Annotated in this window: 16 protein-coding genes; 10 read left to right on the top strand and 6 right to left on the bottom strand. The window is 74.0% G+C overall.

Features of this window, described 5'->3' with window-relative positions; genetic code table 11:
* The first annotated feature begins 18 nt into the window (after positions 1-18).
* Positions 19-1,359 carry a GH1 family beta-glucosidase gene (locus OG618_RS07070; protein WP_329492030.1) on the top strand — a complete coding sequence of 447 codons (1,341 nt, stop codon included), beginning with the start codon at positions 19-21 and terminating at the stop codon, positions 1,357-1,359.
* An 82-nt stretch (positions 1,360-1,441) separates the two neighbouring features.
* Here OG618_RS07070 and OG618_RS07075 read toward each other — a convergent pair whose 3' ends face one another.
* Positions 1,442-1,702: a GlsB/YeaQ/YmgE family stress response membrane protein gene (locus OG618_RS07075; protein ID WP_329486380.1), complete on the bottom strand. Its 261-nt coding sequence runs from the start codon at positions 1,700-1,702 to the stop codon at positions 1,442-1,444.
* Positions 1,703-1,820: 118 nt separating this feature from the next.
* Positions 1,821-3,389, bottom strand: a complete 1,569-nt coding sequence (locus OG618_RS07080; protein ID WP_329486381.1) for an APC family permease — start codon at positions 3,387-3,389, stop codon at positions 1,821-1,823.
* Positions 3,390-3,695: 306 nt separating this feature from the next.
* Between OG618_RS07080 and OG618_RS07085 the strand changes: the two genes are divergently transcribed.
* Positions 3,696-3,998, top strand: a complete 303-nt coding sequence (locus OG618_RS07085) for a muconolactone Delta-isomerase family protein (RefSeq protein ID WP_329486382.1) — start codon at positions 3,696-3,698, stop codon at positions 3,996-3,998.
* Complete coding sequence (locus OG618_RS07090; RefSeq protein ID WP_329486383.1) at positions 3,995-4,354, top strand: SgcJ/EcaC family oxidoreductase; 360 nt, start codon at positions 3,995-3,997, stop codon at positions 4,352-4,354. Before OG618_RS07085 ends, OG618_RS07090 begins: the two co-directional genes overlap by 4 nt.
* Positions 4,355-4,369: 15 nt before the next feature.
* Here the strand turns inward: OG618_RS07090 and OG618_RS07095 are convergent, their stop codons facing one another.
* The 4 genes from OG618_RS07095 to OG618_RS07110 all read right to left on the bottom strand — a co-directional run bounded on the left by OG618_RS07095 (position 4,370) and on the right by OG618_RS07110 (position 13,325).
* The gene (locus OG618_RS07095) at positions 4,370-5,098 is read right to left on the bottom strand and encodes a DUF7158 domain-containing protein (RefSeq protein WP_329486384.1); all 729 of its coding nucleotides are present in this window, start codon (positions 5,096-5,098) and stop codon (positions 4,370-4,372) included.
* Positions 5,095-9,315, bottom strand: a complete 4,221-nt coding sequence (locus OG618_RS07100) for an NEW3 domain-containing protein (protein ID WP_329486385.1) — start codon at positions 9,313-9,315, stop codon at positions 5,095-5,097. The genes OG618_RS07095 and OG618_RS07100 overlap by 4 nt, the downstream gene beginning before the upstream one ends.
* A gap of 103 nt (positions 9,316-9,418) precedes the next feature.
* On the bottom strand, positions 9,419-11,866 hold the full coding sequence (locus OG618_RS07105; protein WP_329486386.1) for an endo-beta-N-acetylglucosaminidase: 2,448 nt from the start codon (positions 11,864-11,866) through the stop codon (positions 9,419-9,421).
* Positions 11,867-12,248: 382 nt separating this feature from the next.
* On the bottom strand, positions 12,249-13,325 hold the full coding sequence (locus OG618_RS07110) for a LacI family DNA-binding transcriptional regulator (RefSeq protein ID WP_329486387.1): 1,077 nt from the start codon (positions 13,323-13,325) through the stop codon (positions 12,249-12,251).
* Between the two features lie 132 nt (positions 13,326-13,457).
* Here OG618_RS07110 and OG618_RS07115 point away from each other — a divergent pair, with 132 nt between their 5' ends.
* The 7 genes from OG618_RS07115 (at position 13,458) to manA (ending at position 23,806) form a co-directional block, all read left to right on the top strand.
* Positions 13,458-14,744: an ABC transporter substrate-binding protein gene (locus tag OG618_RS07115; protein WP_329486388.1), complete on the top strand. Its 1,287-nt coding sequence runs from the start codon at positions 13,458-13,460 to the stop codon at positions 14,742-14,744.
* A 297-nt stretch (positions 14,745-15,041) separates the two neighbouring features.
* Positions 15,042-15,914, top strand: coding sequence for a carbohydrate ABC transporter permease (locus OG618_RS07120; RefSeq protein WP_329486389.1), 873 nt, complete (start codon positions 15,042-15,044; stop codon positions 15,912-15,914).
* A 4-nt stretch (positions 15,915-15,918) separates the two neighbouring features.
* Positions 15,919-16,860, top strand: a complete 942-nt coding sequence (locus tag OG618_RS07125; RefSeq protein WP_329486390.1) for a carbohydrate ABC transporter permease — start codon at positions 15,919-15,921, stop codon at positions 16,858-16,860.
* Between the two features lie 67 nt (positions 16,861-16,927).
* A complete protein-coding gene (locus tag OG618_RS07130; RefSeq protein WP_329486391.1) occupies positions 16,928-18,253 on the top strand; it encodes a glycoside hydrolase 5 family protein in 1,326 nt (441 codons plus the stop codon).
* Positions 18,254-18,334: 81 nt separating this feature from the next.
* Positions 18,335-21,385 (top strand): alpha-mannosidase, encoded by a 3,051-nt coding sequence (locus tag OG618_RS07135; RefSeq protein ID WP_329486392.1) that lies wholly within the window; start codon positions 18,335-18,337, stop codon positions 21,383-21,385.
* A gap of 141 nt (positions 21,386-21,526) precedes the next feature.
* Positions 21,527-22,516: an ROK family protein gene (locus OG618_RS07140; RefSeq protein ID WP_329486393.1), complete on the top strand. Its 990-nt coding sequence runs from the start codon at positions 21,527-21,529 to the stop codon at positions 22,514-22,516.
* Positions 22,517-22,549: 33 nt separating this feature from the next.
* Entirely contained in the window at positions 22,550-23,806 is a 1,257-nt protein-coding gene (gene manA / locus OG618_RS07145; protein ID WP_329486394.1) for a mannose-6-phosphate isomerase, class I, read from the top strand.
* Positions 23,807-23,888: the final 82 nt, after the last annotated feature.

Consider the following 23,888-nt stretch of genomic DNA (forward strand, 5'->3'; position numbering starts at 1 on the left):
TTGAGCGAAAGGCTCGCCGTGAACGACCTCAGCGCCCTCCCCGACGACTTCCTCTGGGGCGCGGCCACCGCCGCCTACCAGATCGAGGGGGCGGTGGACGCCGACGGCCGCGCACCGTCCATCTGGGACACCTTCTCGCACACCCCCGGCAAGGTCGCCGGGGGCGACACCGGCGACACCGCCTGCGACCACTACCGGCGCTGGCCCGAGGACGTCGCGCTGATGAAGCGGCTCGGCCTCGACGCCTACCGGTTCTCGATCGCCTGGCCCCGGGTGGTGCCGCTCGCCGACGACAAGGTCAACACCGCCGGTCTGGACTTCTACGACCGCCTCGTGGACGCCCTGCTGGCCGCCGGCATCACGCCCTTCCCGACGCTCTACCACTGGGACCTCCCGCAGGCCCAGCAGGACCGCGGCGGCTGGCCCGTCCGGGAGACCGCCGAGCGCTTCGCCGAGTACACCGCCGCGGTGGCGGCCCGGCTCGGCGACCGGGTGACCGACTGGGCGACCCTCAACGAACCGCTCTGCTCCGCCTGGATCGGCCACCTGGACGGGGCGATGGCCCCCGGCCTGACCGACCTCACCGCGGCCGTCCGGGCCTCCTACCACCTGCACCTCGCCCACGGCCTGGCCGTCCAGGTGCTGCGCGAGAACGTCGCCGGGGCCCGGATCGGCATCGTCAACAACCTGAGCCCGGTGACCGCCGCCACCGACTCCGAGGCCGACCGGGCCGCCGCCGTCCGCGCCGACGGCCACATCAACCGCTGGTGGCTGGACCCGGTCCTCGGCCGCGGCTACCCCGAGGACATGGTGCGGGCCTACGGCGTCGACCTGCCGGTGCGCGACGGCGACCTCGACCTCATCGGGGCCCCGCTGGACTGGATCGGCCTGAACTACTACTTCCGCCAGATCGTCGCCGACGACCCGACCGGCCCCGCCCCGCACTTCCGCCAGCTGCCCGGCCCCGGCGCCGAGCGGACCGCGATGCCGTGGGAGGTGCACGCCCCCGGGCTGGAGGAACTGCTGCTGCGCCTCACCCGCGAGTACGGCGCGCGGCGGATCTACGTCACCGAGAACGGTTCCGCCTACCGCGACACCGTCGGCCCCGACGGCAGCGTCCACGACCCGGAGCGCACCGCCTACCTGGAGCAGCACCTGGCCGCCTGCGCCCGGGCCACCGCCCAGGGTGCCCCGCTGGCCGGGTACTTCGCCTGGTCGCTGCTGGACAACTTCGAGTGGGCGTACGGCTACGACAAGCGCTTCGGCCTCGTCCACGTCGACTACGCGACCCAGCGGCGGACGGTCAAGACCAGCGGCCGGCGCTACGCCGACCTGATCACCGCCCACCGGGGGCGCTGACGCCGACACCCGAGGGGCGCGGACCGAATCGGTCCGCGCCCCTCGGGTGCACCCCTGCCCCCGCACCGCCCCGTCGGCCGCGTCAGTGGCGCCGTCCCAGGTAGGCCGGGGTGACGGCGGAGATCAGCACGGCGGCCGCGGCCACCTGGAGCAGGTGGCGTATCCAGTCGACCCCGTCCGTGTGCCGCACGCCGACCGCCGAGGCGAGCAGATTGCCGAGCAGTGCGCCCACCAGCCCCAGCAGTACCGTGAGCCAGAGCGGAACGGGCTGACGGCCCGGCAGTACCAGCTTGGCGAGCAGACCGACGACGAGTCCGACGACGAGCGCCCAGATCAGCGTCATGGGGAACAACCTCCCTGTGGGCCGGGCTCCCGGCCGGTCGACCGGGGCGCCCTCCGCCTGCCCCGCCGGCCCCGCTTCATTCCTGGGTCGCCCGCGAGCCTGCCGCGCCCCGGGGAGGCTACGGCGCGTCGACCGGGTCGGCGGCGCTCACCGGCACGTCCGGGTGGCGGAACCAGGAGCCCTGCACGGCCCACTGGACCAGCATCAGCACACCGCCCAGCAGCAGGGCGCCGATGCCGATCACGGTCACCCCGCCGGTCTCGCCGATCAGCGGCAGATCGATCGAGGTCGCCCCGTAGTCGGCGGCCGCGTAGACGTCGAACGCGGCGTAGCAGAAGAAGTACAGCAGCACCACGCCGCCCAGCAGCGGGACGAGCCCCTTGAAGACGAAGTCCTTGACGCTCCTGGTCAGCACCCGCCGGTAGTACCAGACGCAGGCGAAGCCGGTCAGGCCGTAGTAGAAGGCGATGCCGAGCCCCACCGAGGCGATCGAGTCGGCCAGGACGTTGCCGCTGATCGCGGTCAGCAGGACGTAGAAGGCGATCGACGCCAGGCCCATGCCGACGGTCGACCAGGTCGGGGTGCGGTGGCGGGGGTGCACCCGGCCGAACGCGGCGGGCACGGCCCTGTGCGCGGCCATCGAGAAGGCGGTCCGGGCGGTGGGCAGGATGGTGGTCTGGGTGGAGGCCGCCGCCGAGGTCAGCACCATGAAGATCAGCAGCTTGCTGAGGAACCCGCCGAAGCCCGCCGTGCCGAACACCGCGTCACCGAGGCCGGACAGCACGTCCCCGGAGTTCTCCTCGTTGCCCAGTCCGATGCCCTCCGTGCCGATCCCCGCGAACGACAGCGCCGAGGTGGACACCAGGGTGTAGATCAACAGCAGCAGCACGGTGGAGATGACGGCCGCCCGCCCCGGGGTGCGCTTCGCGTCGGCGGTCTCCTCGTTGACCGAGACGGCGGTGTCCCAGCCCCAGTAGATGAACACCGCGGCGAGCATCCCGGCCGTGAAGGCACCGGCCGAGGGGATGTCCAAGGGGTTGAACCAGGAGGCGCTGACGTGGGCCGCCGTGGCGGGCGCACCGCTGCCGTAGGCCTTGACCAGGGCGGTGACCGACAGCACGACCAGCATCACCACCTCGATCGACAGCAGCCAGCGCTGCAGAGCGGCGGAGATCTCGATCCCGACGTAGCAGATCGCCGTCATCACGACGATCCAGACCACGCCGGCGATCGACGTCCAGACCGTGCTGTCGGCGAGCGAGTCCAGCCCCACCAGCCGGAACCCGTACACGCCCGCGATCTGCGCCAGGTTCGCCATCACGATGATGTCGGCGACGATGATCCCCCAGCCGCCCATCCAGCCGGTGCGCGGCCCGAACGCCCGGGCGGCCCAGGTGAAGGTGGTGCCGCAGTCCGGATCGGAGGCGTTCAGCTCCTTGTACGCGTACGCGATCATCAGCATCGGGATGAACGCCAGGATGGTGACGATCGGCGCCTGGAAACCCACCCCCACCACGATGATGCCGAGCGTCGCGGCGAGGCTGTACGCGGGCGCGGTGGAGGCCAGCCCGATGGCGACCGAGGACACCAGACCGAGCGCACCGGTCTTCAGCCCCTTCTCGCCCGCACCCGAGCCGGTCGCCACTGGCGCCACGCCCGGGGCCGGGCCGTCGGAGGAGTGCGGCATGGGTCCCACCTCCTCCCCCTGACCCACCCGAGTGCCTCGGGCCCGGTCACGGGGTCAGACAAATCACCCTGAACCGACCATACTGCCGCCACCCCTCCCCGGCTCGCTGCGCGCCTGCGGCCCAGCTGGGGGCGCCCCGGCCCGCTCCGGGGCGCCGCGTCACCCCTCACCGACCGGCACTCGCCCACCGCGCGGGCGGCCCGGCCTCCGAACCGCGTGGCGGTGCCGGGTGCGGTCGGGGTGGTCGCCGATACTCCGAGCAGCCGAGCGACGGCGGAGGGGTGAGCGAGAGGATCCCGATTCCCGATGGAGTTCCTGGTCGACATGGTGACCACCGTCCCCGACGGGACGAGCGAGGAGGAGGTGGCGCGGATGCGGGCCCGGGAGGCCGTCCGGGCCGGGGAGCTGGCCGCGCAGGGGAGCCTGCTGCGGCTCTGGCGGCCGCCGCTCTCGGCCGGCGAGTGGCGCACCTGGGGGCTGTTCAGCGCGCCCGACGCGGAGCGGCTGGAGCGGCTCCTGGCCTCGATGCCGCTGCGGGTCTGGCGGCGCGACCGCGTCACGCCGCTGTCGCCGCACCCGAGCGACCCCGGGGCGGAGGGCGTCCGATGAGCGACACCGCCGTGCTGCGGGGCGTGCTGGACCGCTGGAAGGCGGCCGTCGACGCCCATCGGCCCGAGGCGGTCGCGGCCTGCTTCACCGAGGACGCGGTCTTCCAGGGCCTGCACCCGTACAGCGTCGGGCGGCCGGGCGTCGCCGCCTACTACGCCTCCCAGCCGGCCGGGATGACGGCCGACTACCGCGTCCTGGAGACCAGGCGGCTCACCGACGGCCTCCTGCTCGGCTACCTCGCCGTCGACTTCGCCTTCGTCGACCGGCCGACGCTGACCGTGAACCTCGGGGTCCTGCTGAGCAGGGCGGGCGACGGCTGGTCCATCGCCCACTACCAGGTCTCGCTGCTGCCCTGACGGCTCGGTCCCGCGTCAGTGCCGGTGGTGGTTGTCGGGCTGGGCCGGATCGCCGGGGTGTTCGAGGCCGGGCAGCAGGGTGAGCCGGGCGGCGCGGGTGCGGTCGAGCCAGCGGACGAAGGCGGCGCGGCGGGCGGCGGCCCGGACGGCGGGGGCCGGGTCGCCGCCCGCCTCCCCCGGCGGGTGGACGGCGAGCAGGGCCGCCGTCCACCCGCCCGCCGTGACCCAGGCGCCCGGCCCGGCGGCGCGGAGGGCGTCGGCGAGGGCGAGCGGGAGGGTCGCCGGGTCGGCCTCGCAGCCGCCGCCGTCGGGGAAGCCGAGCCGCCAGAGGGCGGGAACGGGGCGGTCGGCGGTCATCGCCCGGTAGTGGGCCACCTCGTCCGCCCGGGGCCGGACGTCCGCCGTGACGGCCTCGAAGACCGCCCGGACGGCCGCGCTGCCCTCGTACGCGGCGGCCGTGATCGAGCCGAGTTCGACGGCGGCCTGCTGGTCGAGCCGGGCGGGGGTGCCGGTGCCGAGCGGCAGCCCGCGCTCGGTGCACACGGTGGAGCACAGCTCCTCCGTCAGCACCACCTGGGCAACCCAGCGGGCGAGTTGGCGGTCCTCGGAGCTGCCGGGCCGCGGCAGGGCGGCGGAGCGCGGGCCAGACCGCAGGGCGGCGAGGCGGCGGTCGAGTTCGGTGCGCGGCAGCGGGCGGCCGTCGAGCAGACCGAGGGCGCCGGCCACCGGGGCCCCGGCGGTCACGGCTCCACCACCAGGGCGACGGCCGGGGAGTACTGGCAGCGGCCGAACCACATCACCTTGGCCAGCGCCCAGGAGGCACCCGGCTCGGCGTCCTCGGGAGCCGCGAGCTCGAAGGCGGCGGTCTCGGTGGCGCCGGCGGCGAGGGTGAAGCCGCGGACGGGGGCGCCGACCGCCTCCCACGTCCCCCAAGGTGAGACCAGCTGGAGTTCGCCCCGGATCTCGCCGCGGGTCCGGTTGGCGAGCCGGACGGCGAGGGTGGCCCGGCCGCCGGGAGTCAGCCGCAGCCGCTCCTCGGCCACCGTCACGGTGAGACCGCTGTCGCGGCCGTCCATGGACTCGGTGCCCTGGGCGGCGGTCCAGTCCTCGGGCGTCTCCCCGGGGGCGGGCAGCAGGCCGGGGAGCTCCCCGACGGCGAGGGTGACGACGTCCTCGATCCGCTGGTCCTCGTGCGTGATCCGGACGGCGGCGAAGTACAACCCGGGTTCGACCGCCGCCGGCGGGGTGAGCGTGACCGGGAAGCGCAGGTGTCCGCCCGGCTCCAGGCGGTAGGGGCGGGCGCCGAGGCTCGCCGTCCAGCCCTCGGGGGGCAGGATCAGCGCGGCGCCCTCCACCGCGGCGTCCCGCAGCTGGGAGGAGAGGGCGACGGAGAGCTCGACCGGCTCACCCGGCCCGGCCGTCCGCAGCAGGCCGGGCGAGACGCCGACCGACACCGGGAGGTAACCGAGCGGCGCCGGGCCCCGGTTGTGCAGCCAGTAGCGGGCGTGGACCGGCTGGGCGGCCTCGGCGACCGCGCCGAGCACCGGGCCGGCCGGGTCGGCGGCCACGCTCGGCCGGGCCAGCACGGTGGCGATCTGCGAACCGGCGAGCTCCAGGGCCCCGTCGACGGAGTCCAGCGGCCGTTCCAGCAGGTCGGCGCGGTGCGGGTCGGTCAGCCCGAGGGCGCCGCCGAGGGTGGCGGTGCGGCCCAGGCCGGTGGACTCGACCAGCCGGACGGTGAGTCGGCCGTCGCCCGGGGCGGCCGCCGAGCCGTGCGCGATCGGGTTGCCGGTCGGCTTGAGGGTGCCCAGCAGCACCTCCCGGGCGGGTTCGACCCGCAGCCAGGAGAGGGTGGCGGGCAGCGGCCCCTTCCGCGCGGGGGCGATCCGGGCGTACAGCGGGTGGTTGAACTCCTGCCCCTGGGCGGGCAGCGCCTGGGCCCGCCAGTCCCCCGCGCCGCCGACCAGCGCGTAGCTGAACTCATGCGTCCAGTGCTGGAGCTGGAAGGACGCGCCGTCGGGCAGGGTGCGCCGGGGCGGGTCGATCCAGACGCCGGAGGGCCAGCCGGTGCAGGAGCGCATCAGCGAGAGGTGCAGCGCGCCGGTGGCGTCGACCGCGAAACCGGGCAGGCCGAAGCTCAGCAGTCCGACGCTGTGATCGGTGAGCCGCTCCGCCGGGTGGAGCGCTCCGGGGCAGACGGCGGTGATCCGGGCGTCGGCGAGGTCGTGGACCAGCGCGGCCGGGTCGGTCACCACCAGGGCGGGCAGCGCCCGCAGGTCGCGCAGGTCGGCGCCGGGCTGCCAGACCTCGGCCAGCGGAGCCAGCGCGGGGACCCAGACGGCGCCGTGCGCCTTGAGCACGGTGGCGTACTCCTCGCCGGCCCGCTCGATCAGCTCCCGGGCGGCGGCATTGGCCTCCGGACCTCCGAGGACGATCCGGAAGTCCGGCAGGTTGGAGTCGACGTCCAGCCAGCCGTAGCGGGCCCAGTCGGCGCCGGAGGTCGTGGCGGTGACGCCGATCCGGGCGAGCGCGACCACCAGGTCGCGGGCGTCGGCGGCGGAGTCGAGGTCGGGAGTGATCACCTCGGCGACGCCGAGGGCGCGTTCGCCGAGCGGCGCGCCGGCCGGGTCGGTGAGGGCGACCCGGGCGGTGGAGCCCAGGCCGAACCAGGTGTTGGCCGGATTGTCCAGGGTCCAGGGCGCCTCGGCGGAGTCCACGTCGGGCAGCGCGAAACCGCGCCCGACCACCGCGTCGGCGACCTCGCTGACCGGCAGCGCGCCGGGCAGGTCGACCGGGAAGCGCAGCCGCAGCAGGCGGTCGGCGCCGGAGAAGTCGACCACCCTGGTCCGGCAGTCGACCCGGTCGACGCCCCGCCAGAGCGTCACGGTCTGCTCGTACCGGACGCCGTCCACGGTGCCGGCGATCACCAGCCGCTCACCGAGCGGGCCGGTCTCGCGGCGCACGCTCGCCGGCTGCCCGCCGGAGCCGAGGACGGGCCCCTTGGGGACGAGGTGCCACGGGCCCTCGCCGAAGTCGGGGTGCTGCGGGTACTCCTCGTACACCCGCAGCTCGTTGCCGATCCGGCCGTTCCGAATTAACTCCCTCTCGTGCAAAAGATCCTGAATGGACGTCAGTCCGCCGCCCCGGGCCGGGTCGGCGGTCACCCGGTAGCGGGCGTTGGCGACGGTGTGGCCCTCGGCGCGCGACCAGGCGGTGTCCTCGACCCCGTCGGCGGAGGGGACCAGCCGCCAGGTGCGCCAGCCCAGGGCGGGCACCCCGGCGGCCAGGAAGCGCAGGGTGCCCCGGTCCACGGCGCTGGGTACCACGGCGCCGGTGTCGTCCAGGACGAGGACGGCCCGGGAGCGACCCCGCGGCAGCCGGACGGCGACCAGGTCGGTGCGGTCGAAGGAGAGGGTGTTGGTGACGACGACGGCCGAACCGATGCCGGCGGTGTCGATCCGGCCGGTGAGCGCGTCCAGCGACCGGTCCCGGACGTCGGCGGCCAGGTCGTACGCCTCGCGCCAGCCGCCGAGCAGGTCGAGGTAGACCTGGTCGGACTCCGAGCCGGTGATCGCGTCGTGGTGGGCGCCGTAGGCGAGGTGGCGCCAGACCTTGTCCAGCGCGGCCCCCGGGTAGCGGCCCAGCCCCTGCACGGTGGCCAGGGTGGCGAGCTTCTCGGCGTCGACGGCGGCGACCTCGGCGGCCCGCTGGGCCTGCTTGGTGTCGATGTAGGAGACGTCCTTGCCGGTGTAGACCGGGTTCATGTCCCGGGTCTGCGGGCTGGGCCGGCGGCCGGTGGCGGCCAGCTCGGCGCGGACGGCGTCCAGGAAGTCGCGCGGGGTGGCGCAGACGAACCGCGGCCAGAGGTACTTGCGCGCCCAGGAGCGGTGGATCTCGGTGACCCACTTGTTCGGCGGGGTGTAGTCGGTGCCGACGGGCAGCAGCAGGTTCTTCGTCGCGCCGACCGGCTTGAGCTTGCGGTACAGCTCGTAGACGGCCTGCTCGGCGGTGGCGAGGTCGGCGGAGGAGTCCATCCACCAGCCGGCCGAGTAGTGGTGCGGCATGTAGTGGGTGAGCACGCCGTCGCCGGAGGGCGCGATCCACTCGAACTCGCTCGGGAACTGCATCACCCGGGCGTCGTCCTTGGCCTCGCGGAAGTTCTTCTGGATCGGGCCCCACTGGTGGAACGGGCCGCGGGCCCAGGCGCTGCCGGTGAGCCCGGCGGCCGCGAGGTGACCGGGGAACTGCGGGTCGTGGCCGAACACGTCCAGCTGCCAGGCGGTCCGCGGGTCGCCGCCGAGGATGTCGCGCTGGTAGCCGATGCCGTAGACGATGTTGCGGATGGTGGTCTCGGCACCGGTGAGGTTGGTGTTGGGCTCGTTGTAGGTGCCGCCGACCAGTTCCACCTGACCGCGCTCCAGCAGCAGCCGCAGCGCCGCGCGGCGTTCCGGGTGCTGGTCGAAGTAGGGCTTCAGGTAGTCGACTTCGGCGAGTACGAACCTGTAGACCGGGTCACGCAGCGCGAGGTCCAGGTGCGCGTCGACGAGCGCGAAGCCGTTGCGCTCCCAGAGCGGCCGGGTGGTCGCGTCGGCGGAGAGCAGCTCCCAGGGCGAGGTGTAGGCGGCCTGGGTGTTCCACCAGACCGGGTCGTAGTGGAAGTGCGAGACCAGGTACATCGTCCAGCCGGGTTCGGCCGCCTCGACGACGGCCTCGACGGTCGCGGTGACGCCGTCCGTCGCCGCGGTCACCAGGACCGGGATCCGGGCCCCGGGCTCGGCGCCGGTGATCTCCAGGGGGACTTCGACCAGCCCCGTGCCGGCCTCCTCGCCGCGTACGCCCGGGCCGGTGACGGTGATCCGGGCGGGCGGGCCGTCGAGGGTCACGCGCAGCAGCTGGCGCGGCGCGTCCTCGGGGCCGGTGAAGAGGTCCGTGCTCTCGACGGCGGTGATGGTGACCGGCACGGGGTGGGTCCTTTCGGGAGACGGAGCGGGTCGGGAACCGGGGCCGGGACGTGTCCGGTGATTCCCGTCGCATCAGCGCGCGACGGGAATCACCGGAGGAGCCCTACGCGCCCCAGGCCTCGAACTCGTAGATCCGGGCGGCGGGGTCGGTGCCCTGGGTCGGCTTGGTCACCGAGAGCCGGACGTAGCGGGCCGTGGTGCTCACCGGGTGGGTGGTGGTCCCGGCGGTGTTGCCGGTGACGGTGGCGACGGTGGTCCACGCGTCGGCGGTGGAGTCGCGCACCTGGATGGTGAAGTCCCGGGTGTTGTACGCCGCGCTCTCACCCCCGGCCGAGGCGTGCTTCACCACGAACCTGCTCAGCGGCTTGGCCGAACCGAGGTCCACCTCCAGCCACTTGGCCGACGTGGTGGTGCACCACTTGTCGCCGTTGCCGCCGTTCACGGTGCCGTTGACGGCCTTGGCCGGGGTCTCGTTGCCGTTGCACTGGCCGGAGGCGGTGGCCGGGCGGTTCAGTGCCAGGTTGCCGCCGACCGGCGGGGTGCCCGTCCAGGAGACGGTGGTGGTGGCGGCGGCGGAGCGGCCGTACTCGGTGGAGACCGCCTCCACCTCGACGGTGGTGCCGCTCTCCGTCCCGGCCCGCTCCAGCTTGTTGACGAAGTAGGCGTCGGACGGCGTCGCGCCGAGGTAGCTGCGGCTGCCGTCGGCGTTGCGCCGGTACAGCTCGTAGTGGTGCACCGAGCCGCTCGCCGAGGCCGTCCAGGAGAGCCGCAGCGACTGGCTGGAGCCGGCCACCACGTCACTGGCGCCGAGCACGGTGAGGCCGCTCGGCGCGGCCGGCGCGTCGACCACACCGTCGTAGACGGCGAGCTGACCGACCCTCAGGTCGTAGGCCGGGTTCGATCCTTCGACCTGGAGGCCGATCTGGGCGATGGTGCGGCCGGCGTAGGCGGAGAGGTCGAGGGTGTGCCGCTCCCACCCGGTACCGGAGTTCGCGCCGACGTCGACGGTGGTGAAGGTGCCGGGTGCGTCGGTGAAGGAGATCGCGGCCTTCAGCCCGGTGGCCCCGGCGGCCGGGGTCTTGAGCACCAGCGAGAGCTTGCTGTCCGCCGCGACCGGCAGTCTGCTCTGGTAGAGGCGCACGGTGTTGGTGGCGTCCAGCTTGCCGCTGAGCCGCAGCGAGGAGCCGCCCTCGTAGGCGTCGGTGAAGTCGACGGACGGGGTCAGCTTGGTGCCGCTGGAACCGACCAGCCAGCGGTAGGTCGGCGGGACGTCCTGGAGCGAGAGGTTGTTCCAGCCGCCGGTGGCGACCCGGCCGCCACCGGCGTTGTAGAAGTCGCCCTGACCGGTGGAGAAGTTGGTGACGAAGGGCTTCGCGGTGATCGGAGAGGACTCGGCTATGTAGGTCGACAGGCCCTTCCAGCTCGACGAAGTGGCGGTGTTCGACGGGTCGTTGTTGGCGCCGACCCAGTAGCGGGAGTCCTTGGCGTAGAAGTCGGCGCGGTCGGTGGCGGACTTCCACGTCCACTCGGGCCGGTAGAGCCCGAGCGAGGTGGTGTGCGCCTTGCCGGCCGGGAAGAGCGCGTTCCAGTCGACGCCGGTGTTGTAGCCGTTGGACTCGGTGTCGATCCCGGAGTAGAGGTCGTACTCGTCGCGGCCGAGGCCGCGGGCCAGCGAGCGGGACGAATCCAGCCCGCCGGAGCTCCAGTTGAAGTTCAGGAACATCGAGTCGGAGGTCCGCTTGGCGCCGTCCTGGAGGAAGGAGTCGTTGGCGGAGGTCAGCGCGTTCTGCCAGGACACCGAGCCGGACTCGGTCATCGCGTCGTACCACATGTACTCGGTGCCGGTCTGCGCCTTGGTGTACTGCATGAGGTTGCGCACCTCGCCGGCCAGCGCCGAATCCCCGCCGCCGGTCTCCTGGTTGATGAACCAGCCGTCGAAGCCGTAGTACTGGGCGGCCTGGGTGAGCTTGTCCGCGACCGGGTAGCGGGAGCCGGACTTCTGGACGAAGTCGCGGACCCACTGGAGCTGGCCGCCGTAGGCGGCGGGCGGGAAGAAGACGGTGCCGTAGACCTTGACGCCGTTGCGGTGCGCGGCGTCGATGACGGTCGGGTTGGGGGCGAGGATCAGGCCCTCTCCGGCCGAGCCGCCCCAGAAAACCAGCTTGTCGACGTACTGCCAGTAGCCGAAGGCGTAGTAGTTCGGGTCGGCCGAGCCCTGGGAGGGGTTGTTGGAGGTCGGGCCGAAGGAGACCAGCGAGGCCACCTTGCCCTCGCCGGCCCGGGCGTTGGGGTTGGCCTTGAGCGCCGGGTCGCTGGTGCGTGGCCGGAGCGGGACGCGGGACCGGTTGAAGCGGGCGTCCGGGTCGGTGGCCGGGTCCCAGTTCAGGATGGTGTTCGGGTACCAGTAGGAGGCGTAGGGCTGGGTGCCGGCGGCCGCGGCGGCGGCCGGGGTGGCCGGTGCCGGAGCGGGATCCGCGTGGGCGGTGGGCGCGGTGCCGAGGACGGCGGCCCCGAGGGCGGCGCTCAGCAGGAGGGGGAGACGTCGTGACATGCGGTGGCTCCGATCGAGCGGAGGAGGGTGGGGGCGGTGCCGCCCGCGAGGGGCGGTCCGGGTGCATGTGCGAGGTACGTGCGGTGGTGCGGGTGGGCGTGGTGGTGCGGGTGCGGTGGCGCCGATCGCGGGGAGTCCCCGCCCGGCCGGCCCCGGCCCACTCGGTGCCGGACGGCCGAGGGGCCGACGGTGCGAGGCAGGCGGAACGGGGAACGGCGGTACGAGGAAGGCAGAACGGCCGCGCACCGGCTCCCGCCCAGGGGGCGCACGGGGCAGCACGGGCACGACGCCCCCGCCGCCCCGGCCGCGACGGCCCGGCCCGGGAGCCGCCCGGCTCCCCGCCACCGTGGCGCGCCGAGCGGACCGGCTCGGCGCTGCGAGGCTAAACCGGTTCAGACCGACTGTCAACGGCCCCGGCAACAGCCACCCCTGAGGGTGACTCGGGGGTCGGCGGTGAGGTGGACTCGCGGACCGTGAGGCGCGGCGTGGGCATCTGCAGGTCCCGGCCGGGGCCGGTCCCGTCGATCACCGCGAGCAGGCTGCTCGCGACCTGCTCGCCGAGCGCGAAGGTGTCCCGGCTGAGGGCGGTCAGCGGCGGGTGGACGATCCGGGCGAGCACCGAGTCGTCGAAGGAGACGATCGACAGCTCCCCGGGCACCGCCACTCCCATCTCGCCGGCCACCCCCAGACCGGCCACCGCCATGACGTCGCTGTCGTAGACGATCGCGGTGGGCCGCCGGGGCCGGGAGAGCAGGGCCCGGGTGGCGGCCGCGCCCTCGGCGTCGCTGAAGTCGGTCGGCACCGAGACCGCCTCCTCCAGGTCCAGCCGCCGGGAGGCGTCGCGCAGGGCGCGGATCCGGCGCTGGGTGTGCTGGAAGTGCGGGAGGCCGGCCAGGTGGGCGATCCGGCGGTGCCCGATCGCGGCCAGGTAGTCGACGATCGAGAGCATCGCCTCCCGGTCGTCGGCCCAGATCCGCAGCGGCCCGCCGCCCTTGCCGGGGCCGCCCAGCACCACGGCGGGCAGGGCGAGTTCCTCCAGCGCCTCCAGCCGCGGGTCGCGCACCTGGAGGTCGACCACGATGAAGCCGTCGACCCGGTGCTCGGAGGCCCAGCGCCGGTAGACGCCGATCTCGGCGGCGGTGTCCTCGACCACCATCAGGTGCAGCGCGACCGCGTGGGCGGAGAGCACCGCCTGGAGGCCGGAGAGCAGTTGGCTGAAGAACGGCTCGACCCCGATGGTGCGGGCGGGGCGGGCGATCACCAGCCCGACCGCGTCGGCCCGGGCGCCGCCCAGGGCGCGGGCGGCGCTGTGCGGCCGCCAGTTCATCTCCTCGGCGACCCGGAGGATCCGGGCCCTGGTCGCCTCGCTCACCCCGGGGCGCCCGTTGAGCGCGAAGGACACCGCGCCCTTCGAGACCCCGGCCTGGCGCGCGATGTCGGCGATGGTCGGTCTGCCCACAGAATCCGACTCCTCTCTTGACATCCAAGTTTAGGCGGGAGCATAGTCCCTGCAACAGCTAGACCGGTTTAGTAAGTCAGGTTCTGTACGTCAGCACAATCCCCCACCCACCCCCTGGACCGGGAGACCCTCATGCGAAGAATCTGGGCGGCACTGACGATGGCGGCGGTCACCACCGCCACGCTCACCGGCTGCGGACTCGGCTCCGACACCAAGAGCGACGACACCGCGGCGAGTGCGGCCGCCACCGGTGACGTCAAGGGCAAGGTCTCGCTCCAGACCTGGGCACTCAAGCCGAAGTTCACCGATTACATGCAGAGCGTGATCGACGGCTTCAAGCAGAAGTACCCGGGCGTCGAGGTCGACTGGCTCGACCAGCCCGGCGACGGCTACTCGGACAAGGTGCTCAGCCAGGCCGCGGCCGGCGGCCTCCCCGACGTGGTGAACCTCCCGCCGGACTTCGCCCTCCCGCTGGCCAGGCAGAACCAGCTGCTGGACATCGCCAAGGCCGACCCGAAGCTCGCCGACGAGTACGTCGCGGGCGGCGTCGACGCCTACCGCTTCCGCGGCATGGACGGCACCTACGGCTACCCCTGGTACCTCAACACCGATGTGAACTACTGGAATTCCGAGCTGCTGACGAAGAACGGCCTCGATCCCAGGGCCCTTCCCGGCACCCTGGACGAACTGATCGCCCAGGCCCGGGTGTTCAAGGAGAAGTCGGACGGCTCGACCTACCTGATGAGCCGCAAGCCCGGCCTCGGCGACCTGGTCAACGCCGGCGTCAAGGTGATGTCGGACGACGGCAAGTCCTTCACCTTCAACACCCCCGAGGCCGCCGCGCTGCTCGACAAGTACCGCGCGGCGTTCAAGGAGGGCCTGCTGCCCAAGGACGTCCTGACCGACACCTACGCCGGCAACTCCAAGCTCTTCAACGCCGGCACCGCGGGCTGGACCACCGGCGGCGCCAACTTCATCACCAGCGTCGCGACCGACAACCCGACCCTCGCCCCGAAGATCGTCTCCTCCCCCGCGACGGGCACGCCGCCGCTCTACGTCCAGGGCCTGTCCGTCCCGAGGAACAGCAAGAACCCGGCCGCCGCGGTGGCCCTCGCCCGCTGGGTCACCAGCGCCGAGAACCAGGCCAAGTTCGCCCACCTGACCAGCATCTTCCCGTCCACCAAGGCATCCGCCGGCGACCCCTTCTTCAGCAAGAGCGACGGCACCAACGCCGGTGACGCCAAGGTCGTCGCGTTCACCTCGCTGGCCAAGGCGAAGATCCTCCAGCCGGTCGAGGTCGACGATGCGATGGGCACCGTCATCAAGCAGCAGATCGCCCTGGCGATCAGCGGCGACGCGACCTCGAAGCAGGCCCTGGACACCGCCGTCGAGCGCTGCAACCAGCTGCTCAAGGGCTGATCCGACCCCCGGACGAGCCCCCGGCAGTATTCCGGACCGGTGGCGCGGCGGCGTCCTCCCCCAGGAGCCGCCGCCCGCCGGGGCCACCCGCACCGACCGGCCACCCCCGACCGCCCGCACCGCCACCCCCGACCGCCCGCACCGCCCGCACCGGCCGCCGGCACCGCCCCCGGCCCGCCGGGACCCGGCCGCAACACCCCGGCCGCAGCCCCCGCCGCGACTCCCCGGCCCGACGGCCCCGGCCCGCACCGCACCACCCCCGGGGACCCACCCTCCCCGCCCCAGGAAGGCATCGGTATGACCCACCGGCGTTGGTTCACCCCCTGGCTGCTCGCCGGGCCCGCGATCATCTGGCTGGTCGTCTTCAACCTCTGGCCGACGGTCAACACGGTGATCCTCTCGTTCACCAACGCCAAGCCGCTGGGCGGCGGCCGGTTCACCGGCCTCGCCAACTACGAACGCATCTTCAGCGACGAGCAGTTGGCCGACGCCCTGCTCAACAGCATCGTCTACCTGCTGATCTGCCTCCCGCTGCTGACCGTCCTGCCGCTGCTGCTCGCCCTGCTGGTGCAGCGCAAGCTGCCCGGCATCACCTTCTTCCGCACCGCCTTCTACACCCCGGTGATCGCCTCCGCCGTCGTGGTGGCGCTGATCTGGGGCTGGGTGCTCGACGACCGCGGGCTGGTCAACGGCCTGCTCCAGCAGACCGGGCTGGCCGACTCCCCGGTCGCGTTCCTCACCGACCGCTGGCTGCTGCTGCTCAGCTCGATCGCCCTGACCACCTGGAAGGGCCTCGGCTACTACATGGTGATCTACCTGTCGGCGCTGGCCAACGTCGGCCGTGAGCTGCACGAGGCCGCCGCGGTCGACGGCGCGAGCGCCTTCCGCCGGTTCTGGCACGTCACCCTGCCCGGGGTGCGCCCCACCATGATGCTGATCTCGGTCCTGATCTCGGTCTCCTCACTGCGCGTCTTCTCCGAGCTGTACGTGCTCTCCAACGGCACCGGCGGCCCCGGCGGCCGGGACATGTCGGTGGTGATGCTGATCCAGATGTACAGCCGCGGCTTCACCGGCCACCTGGGCTACGCCTCGGCGCTCAGCCTGCTGCTGTTCGTCATCACCCTCGGCCCGATGCTGCTCCTGACGCGCCTGAACCGGAAGGCGGACTGACCCCGTGACCCGACCCGCCACCCCCACCGGGCCCGCCCAGGCACCCGCCACGGCGCCGGTCCCCGCTCCCCGCGAGCCCGCGGACCGCCCCGCCGCCGCCCGGCGCGCCCGGAGCTTCAACTCCCCCTCCCCCGCCCAGACCGCGCTGCGCTACCTGCTCCTGCTGGTCGTCCTGCTGCTGGTGATCGGCCCGTTCCTCTGGCAGCTCTCCACCTCGCTCAAGGGGCCGGGCGAGGATGTCTACACCAAGCACCCGAGCTTCTTCCCGCAAGACCTCACCTTCGCCAACTACGGCAAGGTCGCCGACACCATCCCGGTCTGGACGTACGCGGCCAACTCGCTGGTCGTGGCCGCGATCGCGATCTTCGGCAACGTGGTCGGCACCACCCTGGCCGGCTACGCCCTGGCCAAACTGCGCTTCCGCGGCGCCCGGCTGGTCTTCGGCCTCTTCCTCGCCACGCTGGTCCTGCCCGGCGAGGTCACCATCGTCTCCCAGTACGTGACGGTCCGCAGCCTCGGCCTGGCCGACTCGCTGACCGGCGTCGCCCTGCCCGGCGCGATCGCCATGCTCAACGTGCTGCTGATGCGGACGGCCTTCGCGGCCGTCCCGCCCGAACTCGACCAGGCCGCCCTGGTGGACGGCGCCTCCGTCTGGCAGCGCCTGTGGCACATCGGCCTGCCGAACGTGCGCGGCATGCTCAGCGTGATCGTCATCTTCACCTTCATCGGCGCCTGGGACGACTTCCTCTGGCCGCTGATCGTGCTCAACGACCCGCAGAAGTACACGCTCACCGTCGGACTCCAGTACCTCAACGGCACGTTCAGCGCCAACCCCCGGCTGATCGCGGCCGGCACCATGATCGCCTTCCTGCCGATCGTCGTGGTGTTCGGCGTCTGCCAGCGCTTCTTCTTCAAGGGCGTCGAGGAGGGGGCCGTCAAGGGGTAGCCGCGCCATCCGCCCGACCCGTCGCCGTACCCGCGACGGCCGCACCCACCGAGGAAGCCCACCGCGCATGACCGCCGCTCAGGACCGCCCGCAGGACCGCCCGCAGGACCGCGCCCAGGACCGGGCCGGGAACCGCACCCAGGCCCCCGCCGCCCCGCGCTTCGGCGTCAACTACACGCCCAGCGCCGGCTGGTTCCACCACTGGCTCGACTTCGACCTCGACGCCGTCCGCGCCGACCTCGACTCGATCGCCGCGCTCGGCCTGGACCACGTCCGGGTCTTCCCGCTCTGGCCCGTCTTCCAGCCGAACCGGACGCTGATCCGCCCGCGCGCCGTCGAGCAGCTGACCGAGCTGGTGGACGCGGCCGGCGAGCGCGGCCTGGACGTCGCGGTGGACGGCCTCCAGGGCCACCTGTCGAGCTTCGACTTCCAGCCCTCGTGGACGCAGACCTGGCACCGCCGCAACCTCTTCACCGACCCGGACGTGATCGACGGCCAGGCCGCCTACCTGCACACCCTGGCCGCGGCCCTGCACGAGCGGCCCAACTTCCTCGGCATGACGGTCGGCAACGAGGTCAACCAGTTCTCCGGCGACCCGCACCCCGACCCGGACCGGGCCACCCCCGGGCAGGTCGACGCCTGGCTGCGCCGGATGCTCGCCGCCTGCGAGCAGGGCGCGCCCGGCCGGCTCCACCTGCACGCCTCCTACGACGCCGCCTGGTACCTGGACGAGCACCCGTTCACCCCCTGGCACTCGGCCCGGCTCGGCGCCGCCACCGCCGTGCACTCCTGGGTGTTCAACGGCACCGCCCAGCGCTACGGGGCGCACTCCACCGCCACCGCCCAGCACGCCGCCTACCTGGTCGAGCTCTCCAAGGCCTGGGCGGACGACCCGCACCGCCCGGTCTGGCTGCAGGAGGTCGGCGCGCCGGCCCCGCACATCACCGCCGAGGACGCCGCCCGGTTCACCGGCGACACGGTGGCGGCCGTGCTGGACTGCCCGGACCTCTGGGGCGTCACCTGGTGGTGCTCGCACGACGTCGACCGCTCGCTGGCCGACTTCCCCGAGCTGGAGTACAGCCTCGGCCTGCTCACCACCGACCGCCGGGTCAAACCGGCCGGCGCCCGGCTCGCCGCCGCCGTCGCGGACCTGCGCACCGACCGGCGGCCGCCCCGGCCGCGCACCACCGCCGTGGTGGTCGCCACCGGCGACGACGTCACCTCGCCCAAGCGCTCGGTCTGCGGCCCGGGCGGCACCGTCTTCGAGGCGTTCATGCGCCTCGCCGAGGCCGGCGCCCGGCCGACCGCGGTGCTCGCCGAGCGCGCCGAGGACCGCGCCCACCTGGCCGCCCGGGGCATCACCGAGGTCGTCCACCCGGACGACGTACGCTGACGAACCACCGCCCGGACCTCGCGAAAGCCGCACCCCGACTCCCCGTCACCACCCCTCAGTCACGCAACGGAGCCTGCTGACATGCACGATGACCGCAGCCTGGTCGAGTCCCGCCTCAAGCGCGTCCTGGAGGAGCGCATCCGACCGGCGCTCTACCCGGAGTCCGTCCCGCTGGAGGTCACGGTCTGGACCGCGCCCGGCGAGCCCGTCCCGGTCGCCGAGGGCCTCGCCGCGCCGCGCACCCCGATCGCCGTCGGCGACGCCTGGGGCGCCCCGTGGAGCACCAGCTGGATCACCGTCGCGGGTACCGTGCCCGAGGCGTGGGCCGGGCGGACCGTCGAGGCGCTGATCGACCTCGGCTTCGACGCCAACATGCCCGGCTTCCAGTGCGAGGGCCTGGTCTACCGCCCGGACGGCAGTCCGGTGAAGGGCCTCAACCCGCAGAACCAGTGGGTGCGGATCGCCGCCCCCGCGGCCGGCGGCGAGCAGGTGCTGCTGCACGTCGAGGCCGCCGCCAACCCGGTGATCCTCGACTACCACCCCTTCCTGCCGACCGAGCTCGGCGACAAGGACACCGCCGGCGACCGGCCGCAGTACAAGCTGGCCCGGATGGACCTCGCGGTCTTCGACGAGACGGTCTGGCAGCTCGTCATGGACCTGGAGGTGCTGGGCGAGCTGATGGAGGAGCTGCCGGTCGACGGCGCCCGCCGCTGGGACGTGCTGCGCGCCGTCGAGCGGTCCCTGGACGCGATCGACCTCCAGGACGTCAACGGCACCGCGGCCGCCGCCCGGGAGCAGCTGGCCGGCGTGCTGGCCTCGCCGGCCGTGCCCTCCGCGCACCGGATCAGCGCGGTCGGCCACGCGCACATCGACTCGGCCTGGCTCTGGCCGCTGCGCGAGACCGTCCGCAAGGTCGCCCGCACCACCGCCAACATGACGGCGCTGCTGGAGGACGAGCCGGACTTCGTCTACACCATGTCGCAGGCGCAGCAGTACGCCTGGATCAAGGAGCACCGGCCCGAGGTCTACGCACGGGTCAAGAAGGCCGTCGCCGAGGGCCGGTTCGTGCCGGCCGGCGGCATGTGGGTGGAGTCCGACACCAACATGCCCGGTTCGGAGGCGATGGCGCGGCAGTTCGTCCACGGCAAGCGGTTCTTCCTGGAGGAGTTCGGGGTCGAGAACCAGGAGGCGTGGCTGCCGGACACCTTCGGCTTCACCGGCGGGCTGCCGCAGATCATCCGCAACGCGGGCTCCAAGTGGCTGCTGACCCAGAAGATCTCGTGGAGCCAGGTCAACAAGTTCCCGCACCACACCTTCCTCTGGGAGGGCATCGACGGAACGCGGATCTTCACCCATTTCCCGCCCGTGGACACCTACAACTGCTCCATGAAGGGCAAGGAGATCGCGCACGCCGCGCGGAACTTCAAGGACAAGGGCGTGGCCCGGCACTCGATCGCCCCGACCGGCTGGGGCGACGGCGGCGGCGGCACCACCCGCGAGATGATCGCCAAGGCGGCCCGGCTGCGGGACCTGGAGGGTTCGGCCACGGTCCGCTGGGAGCGGCCGGCCGAGTTCTTCGAGAAGGCCGAGGCCGAGTACCCGAATCCGCCGGTCTGGGTGGGCGAGCTGTACCTGGAGCTGCACCGGGCCACCCTGACCAGCCAGGCCAAGACCAAGCAGGGCAACCGCCGCAGCGAGAACCTGCTGCGCGAGGCCGAGCTGTGGTGCGCCACCGCCGCGCTGCGCACCGGGCTGGCGTACCCGTACGAGGAGCTGGACCGGATCTGGAAGACGGTGCTGCTGCACCAGTTCCACGACATCCTGCCCGGCTCGTCGATCGCCTGGGTCCACCGGGAGGCCGAGGCAACGTACGCGGCGCTCGGCGAGGAGCTGGAGGCGCTGATCGAGCGGGCCCAGCAGGCCCTGGCCGGGGACCGGGCGGGCGGGCGCGAGCTGGTGTTCAACGGCGCCCCGCACACCCGCTCGGCGGCGCCCGCCGGCGGCGCGGCGCCGGCCTCGGCGGCGCCCGCGGACGGCTGCGCGGTCACCGCGCGGGCGGGCGGCGGGTTCGTGCTGGAGAACGGCCTGCTGTCCGTCACGGTGGACGCCGAGGGCCTGGTCGTCTCGGCGGTGGACCTCGCCACCGGGCGCGAGACGGTGGCCCCCGGCGAGCGCGCCAACCTGCTCCAGCTGCACCCGGACTTCCCGAACATGTGGGACGCCTGGGACGTGGACCAGTTCTACCGCAACTCCGTCACCGACCTGACCGGGGTGGACGCGCTCACCGTGTCGCTCGCCGCACCGGACGCGGTCGCCGTCCGGGTGGCCCGCTCCTTCGGCTCCTCCACGGTGGTCCAGACGCTGACCCTGCGCGCGGGCGCCCGGCGGCTGGACATCGACACCGAGGTGGACTGGCACGAGACGGAGAAGTTCCTCAAGGCGGCCTTCCCGCTGGACGTGCACACCGAGCGGTACGCCGCCGAGACCCAGTTCGGCCACCTCTACCGGCCCACCCACACCAACACCAGCTGGGAGGCGGCCAAGTTCGAGGCCTGCAACCACCGCTTCGTCCACCTGGACGAGCCGGGCTGGGGCGTCGCGCTGGTCACCGCCTCCACCTACGGCCACGACGTCACCCGCACGGTCCGCGCGGCGGACGGCGGCACCACGACCACGGTGCGGTTCTCGCTGCTGCGCGCCCCGCGCTTCCCCGACCCGCAGACCGACCAGGGCCTGCACCGGTTCCGGCACGCCCTGGTGCCGGGCGCCGGGATCGCCGACGCCGTCCGCGAGGGCTACCTGATCAGCCTGCCCGAGCGGCGGGTGACCGGCACCGCCGACGCCGTCCGGCCGCTGGTGGAGCTGGACGAGGACGCCCTGGTGGTCAGCGCCGTCAAGCTGGCCGACGACGGCAGCGGGGACGTGGTCGTCCGCGTCTACGAGGCCAACGGCGGCCGCGCCCGGGGCCGGCTCACGACCTCGTTCCCGCTGGCCGGGGCGGTGCCCTGCGACCTGCTGGAGCGGCCGTGGGACGGCACCCGCGGCTCGGTGACGGTGAGCGGCGACGGCGTCGAGCTGGCCCTGCGGCCGTTCGAGCTGGTCACGCTGCGCCTGACGGCCGCCGCGGGCTGACGCCCCGGTCCGGCCCGGCGGGTGCCCGCCCGACGCCGTCCGTCCGGGCGTCCCGCGGGCCCGCCCGGGCCGGATTTACCCTGCCCCTGTGCCTCCGCCCGCCCGGGCGGGGGCCCCGTCCCCGGTTCTGGAGCCCCTGCGATGACCGCCGCCCCGCCCGTCCGCCCGCTGTTCGCCGCCCTCGACATCGGCGGGACGAAGATCGCCGGGGCGCTCGTCGACGAACGCGGGGAGCTCTCCCACCGACTCCAACTGCCCACTCCCGCTGCGCAGTCCGGCGCGGCCGTGCTGGCCGTGGTGCACCAGGTGCTCGACCGGCTCGCCACCGCGCCCGGCTGGGCCGCGGTGACCGCCGTCGGCATCGGCAGCGCCGGGCCGGTGGACCTCCGGCACGGCACCGTCAGCCCGGTCAACATCCCCGGCTGGCGGGCGTTCCCGCTGGTCGCCGAAGTGGCCGCGCACCCCGCCGTGGCCGGGGCCGCCGTCCCGGTGGCGCTGGCCGGGGACGGCGTCGCGATGGCGGCCGCCGAGCAGTGGCGCGGCGCCGCGCGCGACGCCGCCAACGCGCTCTGCCTGGTGGTCTCCACCGGGGTCGGCGCCGGGCTGGTCCTGGACGGCGCGGTGCGGCCCGGCCCCAGCGGCAATGCCGGCCACCTCGGTCACATCAGCGTCGACCTGGACGGCGACCCCTGCCCCTGCGGCTCGCGCGGCTGCCTGGAGGGGATCGCCTCCGGTCCGGCGATCGCCCGGCGGGCCGTGGCCCGGGGCTGGCGCCCGTCGAACGGGGGCGAGGACCGCTCGGCGCGCGCCGTCGCCGCCGACGCGCTGGCCGGCGATCCGGTCGCGCTCGCCTCCTTCGACCGGGCCGCCCAGGCGCTGGCCGCCGGGATCGCCGCCACCGCCGCCCTGGTCGACCTCGACCGGGTGGTGATCGGCGGCGGGGTCGCCGCCGCCGGCGCCCCGCTGTTCGACCCGCTCGCCCGCCACCTCGACCGGTACGCCGCGCTGCCCTACGTCCGGGGCCTCGACGTCCGCCGCGCCGAACTCGGCACCGACGCGGGCCTGATCGGCGCGGCGGCGCTCTGCCGACCGGCGCCGGCGGGGCGTCAGGCACCCCCGGGCCCGCTGTAGCCGCCCCGTCGGCCCCCTCAGGAGAGGCCCCGCATGCCCACACCCGCCCGTCCCCCGTTCGCCCCGCTCCTCAACCCCGTCCGCGGCTACGCGTGGGGGTCCATCACCGCCATCCCCGCGCTCACCAGCGCCCCGCCCACCGGCGAACCGCAGGCCGAGCTCTGGATGGGTGCCCACCCGTCCGCGCCCTCGCTGCGGGACGACGGCGCGGACGCGGGCCCCCGCCCGCTCGACCGGCTGATCGCCGAGGACCCGGACGGCGAGCTCGGGCCGGACACCGTGAAGCGGTTCGGGCCGCGACTCCCCTTCCTGTTCAAGGTGCTGGCCGCCGACCGGGCGCTCTCGCTCCAGGTGCACCCGACCCGGGCGCAGGCCGAGGCCGGCTTCGCCGCCGAGGAGGCCCGCGGCATCCCCCGGGACGCCCCGCGGCGGATCTTCCGGGACCGCGGCCACAAGCCCGAACTGATCTGCGCCCTCGGCGACTTCGAGGCACTCTGCGGGTTCCGACCGGCGCCCGCCACCGCCGGGCTGCTGGACGCGCTGGCCGTCCCGCTGCTCACCCCCTGGGTCACCGCACTGCGCCACCGGCCGGCCGAGGAGGTGCTGCCCGCGATGCTGCGGCACGTCCTGGAGGACGTCCGCCCCGGGCCGGCCGAGCTCGCCGCCGTGGGCGCGGCACTGCGGCGGGTCGCCGCCGGCGGCGGACCGTACGCCGCCGCCTGCGCCGCCTACGCGCGGGCGGCCCGGGACTACCCCGGTGACCCGGGCCTGGTCGCCGCGCTGCTGCTGAACCACGTCCGGCTCGGGGCGGGCCAGGCCCTGGCGCTGGACGCCGGGGTGCCGCATGCCTATCTGCACGGTCTGGGCGTCGAGTTGATGGCCAACTCGGACAACGTGCTGCGCTGCGGCCTCACCGCCAAGCACATCGACGTGGACGGGCTGCTGGCGGTGACCTCGTTCCGGACCGGTGAGCCCCCCGTGCTCACCGCCTCCCCTGCCGCCGGGCCCCCCGCGAACGGCGCACCGGCCCGTGGGGGGATCGAGGAGGTCTTCCCGTCACCGGCCGAGGAGTTCCGGCTCTCCCGGCTGCGGCCCACCGCCGCCCCCACCGGGATCGACCTGACCGCGCCGCAGATCCTGCTCTGTACGGCCGGGCGGGCCCGGCTGCGGAGCGCCGCGGGCCACACCCTCGACCTGCGGCCGGGCGGATCGGCCTACCTGCGGCCGACCGGCGACCCGGTCCTCCTGACGGGCGCCGGCGCGGAGCTGTTCCGCGCCACGACCGGCTGAGCGGCGCGGGCGACCCACCGGCCGGTCCACGGGATGACCCACCGGGTGAGCACCGGACGACCCACCGGGTGAGCACCGGGCG

The organism is Kitasatospora sp. NBC_01246 (assembly GCF_036226505.1).
Classification (GTDB): Bacteria; Actinomycetota; Actinomycetes; order Streptomycetales; family Streptomycetaceae; genus Kitasatospora.

What these genes read in the sequence shown, in the direction of transcription:
- OG618_RS07120 (WP_329486389.1), top strand. Translation starts at nt 15,042, where the DNA reads ATGACCCACCGGCGTTGGTTCACCCCCTGGCTGCTCGCCGGGCCCGCG.
- OG618_RS07075 (WP_329486380.1), bottom strand. Translation starts at nt 1,702, where the DNA reads ATGACGCTGATCTGGGCGCTCGTCGTCGGACTCGTCGTCGGTCTGCTC.
- OG618_RS07135 (WP_329486392.1), top strand. Translation starts at nt 18,335, where the DNA reads ATGCACGATGACCGCAGCCTGGTCGAGTCCCGCCTCAAGCGCGTCCTG.
- manA (WP_329486394.1), top strand. Translation starts at nt 22,550, where the DNA reads ATGCCCACACCCGCCCGTCCCCCGTTCGCCCCGCTCCTCAACCCCGTC.
- OG618_RS07115 (WP_329486388.1), top strand. Translation starts at nt 13,458, where the DNA reads ATGCGAAGAATCTGGGCGGCACTGACGATGGCGGCGGTCACCACCGCC.
- OG618_RS07105 (WP_329486386.1), bottom strand. Translation starts at nt 11,866, where the DNA reads ATGTCACGACGTCTCCCCCTCCTGCTGAGCGCCGCCCTCGGGGCCGCC.
- OG618_RS07080 (WP_329486381.1), bottom strand. Translation starts at nt 3,389, where the DNA reads ATGCCGCACTCCTCCGACGGCCCGGCCCCGGGCGTGGCGCCAGTGGCG.
- OG618_RS07085 (WP_329486382.1), top strand. Translation starts at nt 3,696, where the DNA reads ATGGAGTTCCTGGTCGACATGGTGACCACCGTCCCCGACGGGACGAGC.
- OG618_RS07140 (WP_329486393.1), top strand. Translation starts at nt 21,527, where the DNA reads ATGACCGCCGCCCCGCCCGTCCGCCCGCTGTTCGCCGCCCTCGACATC.
- OG618_RS07130 (WP_329486391.1), top strand. Translation starts at nt 16,928, where the DNA reads ATGACCGCCGCTCAGGACCGCCCGCAGGACCGCCCGCAGGACCGCGCC.
- OG618_RS07090 (WP_329486383.1), top strand. Translation starts at nt 3,995, where the DNA reads ATGAGCGACACCGCCGTGCTGCGGGGCGTGCTGGACCGCTGGAAGGCG.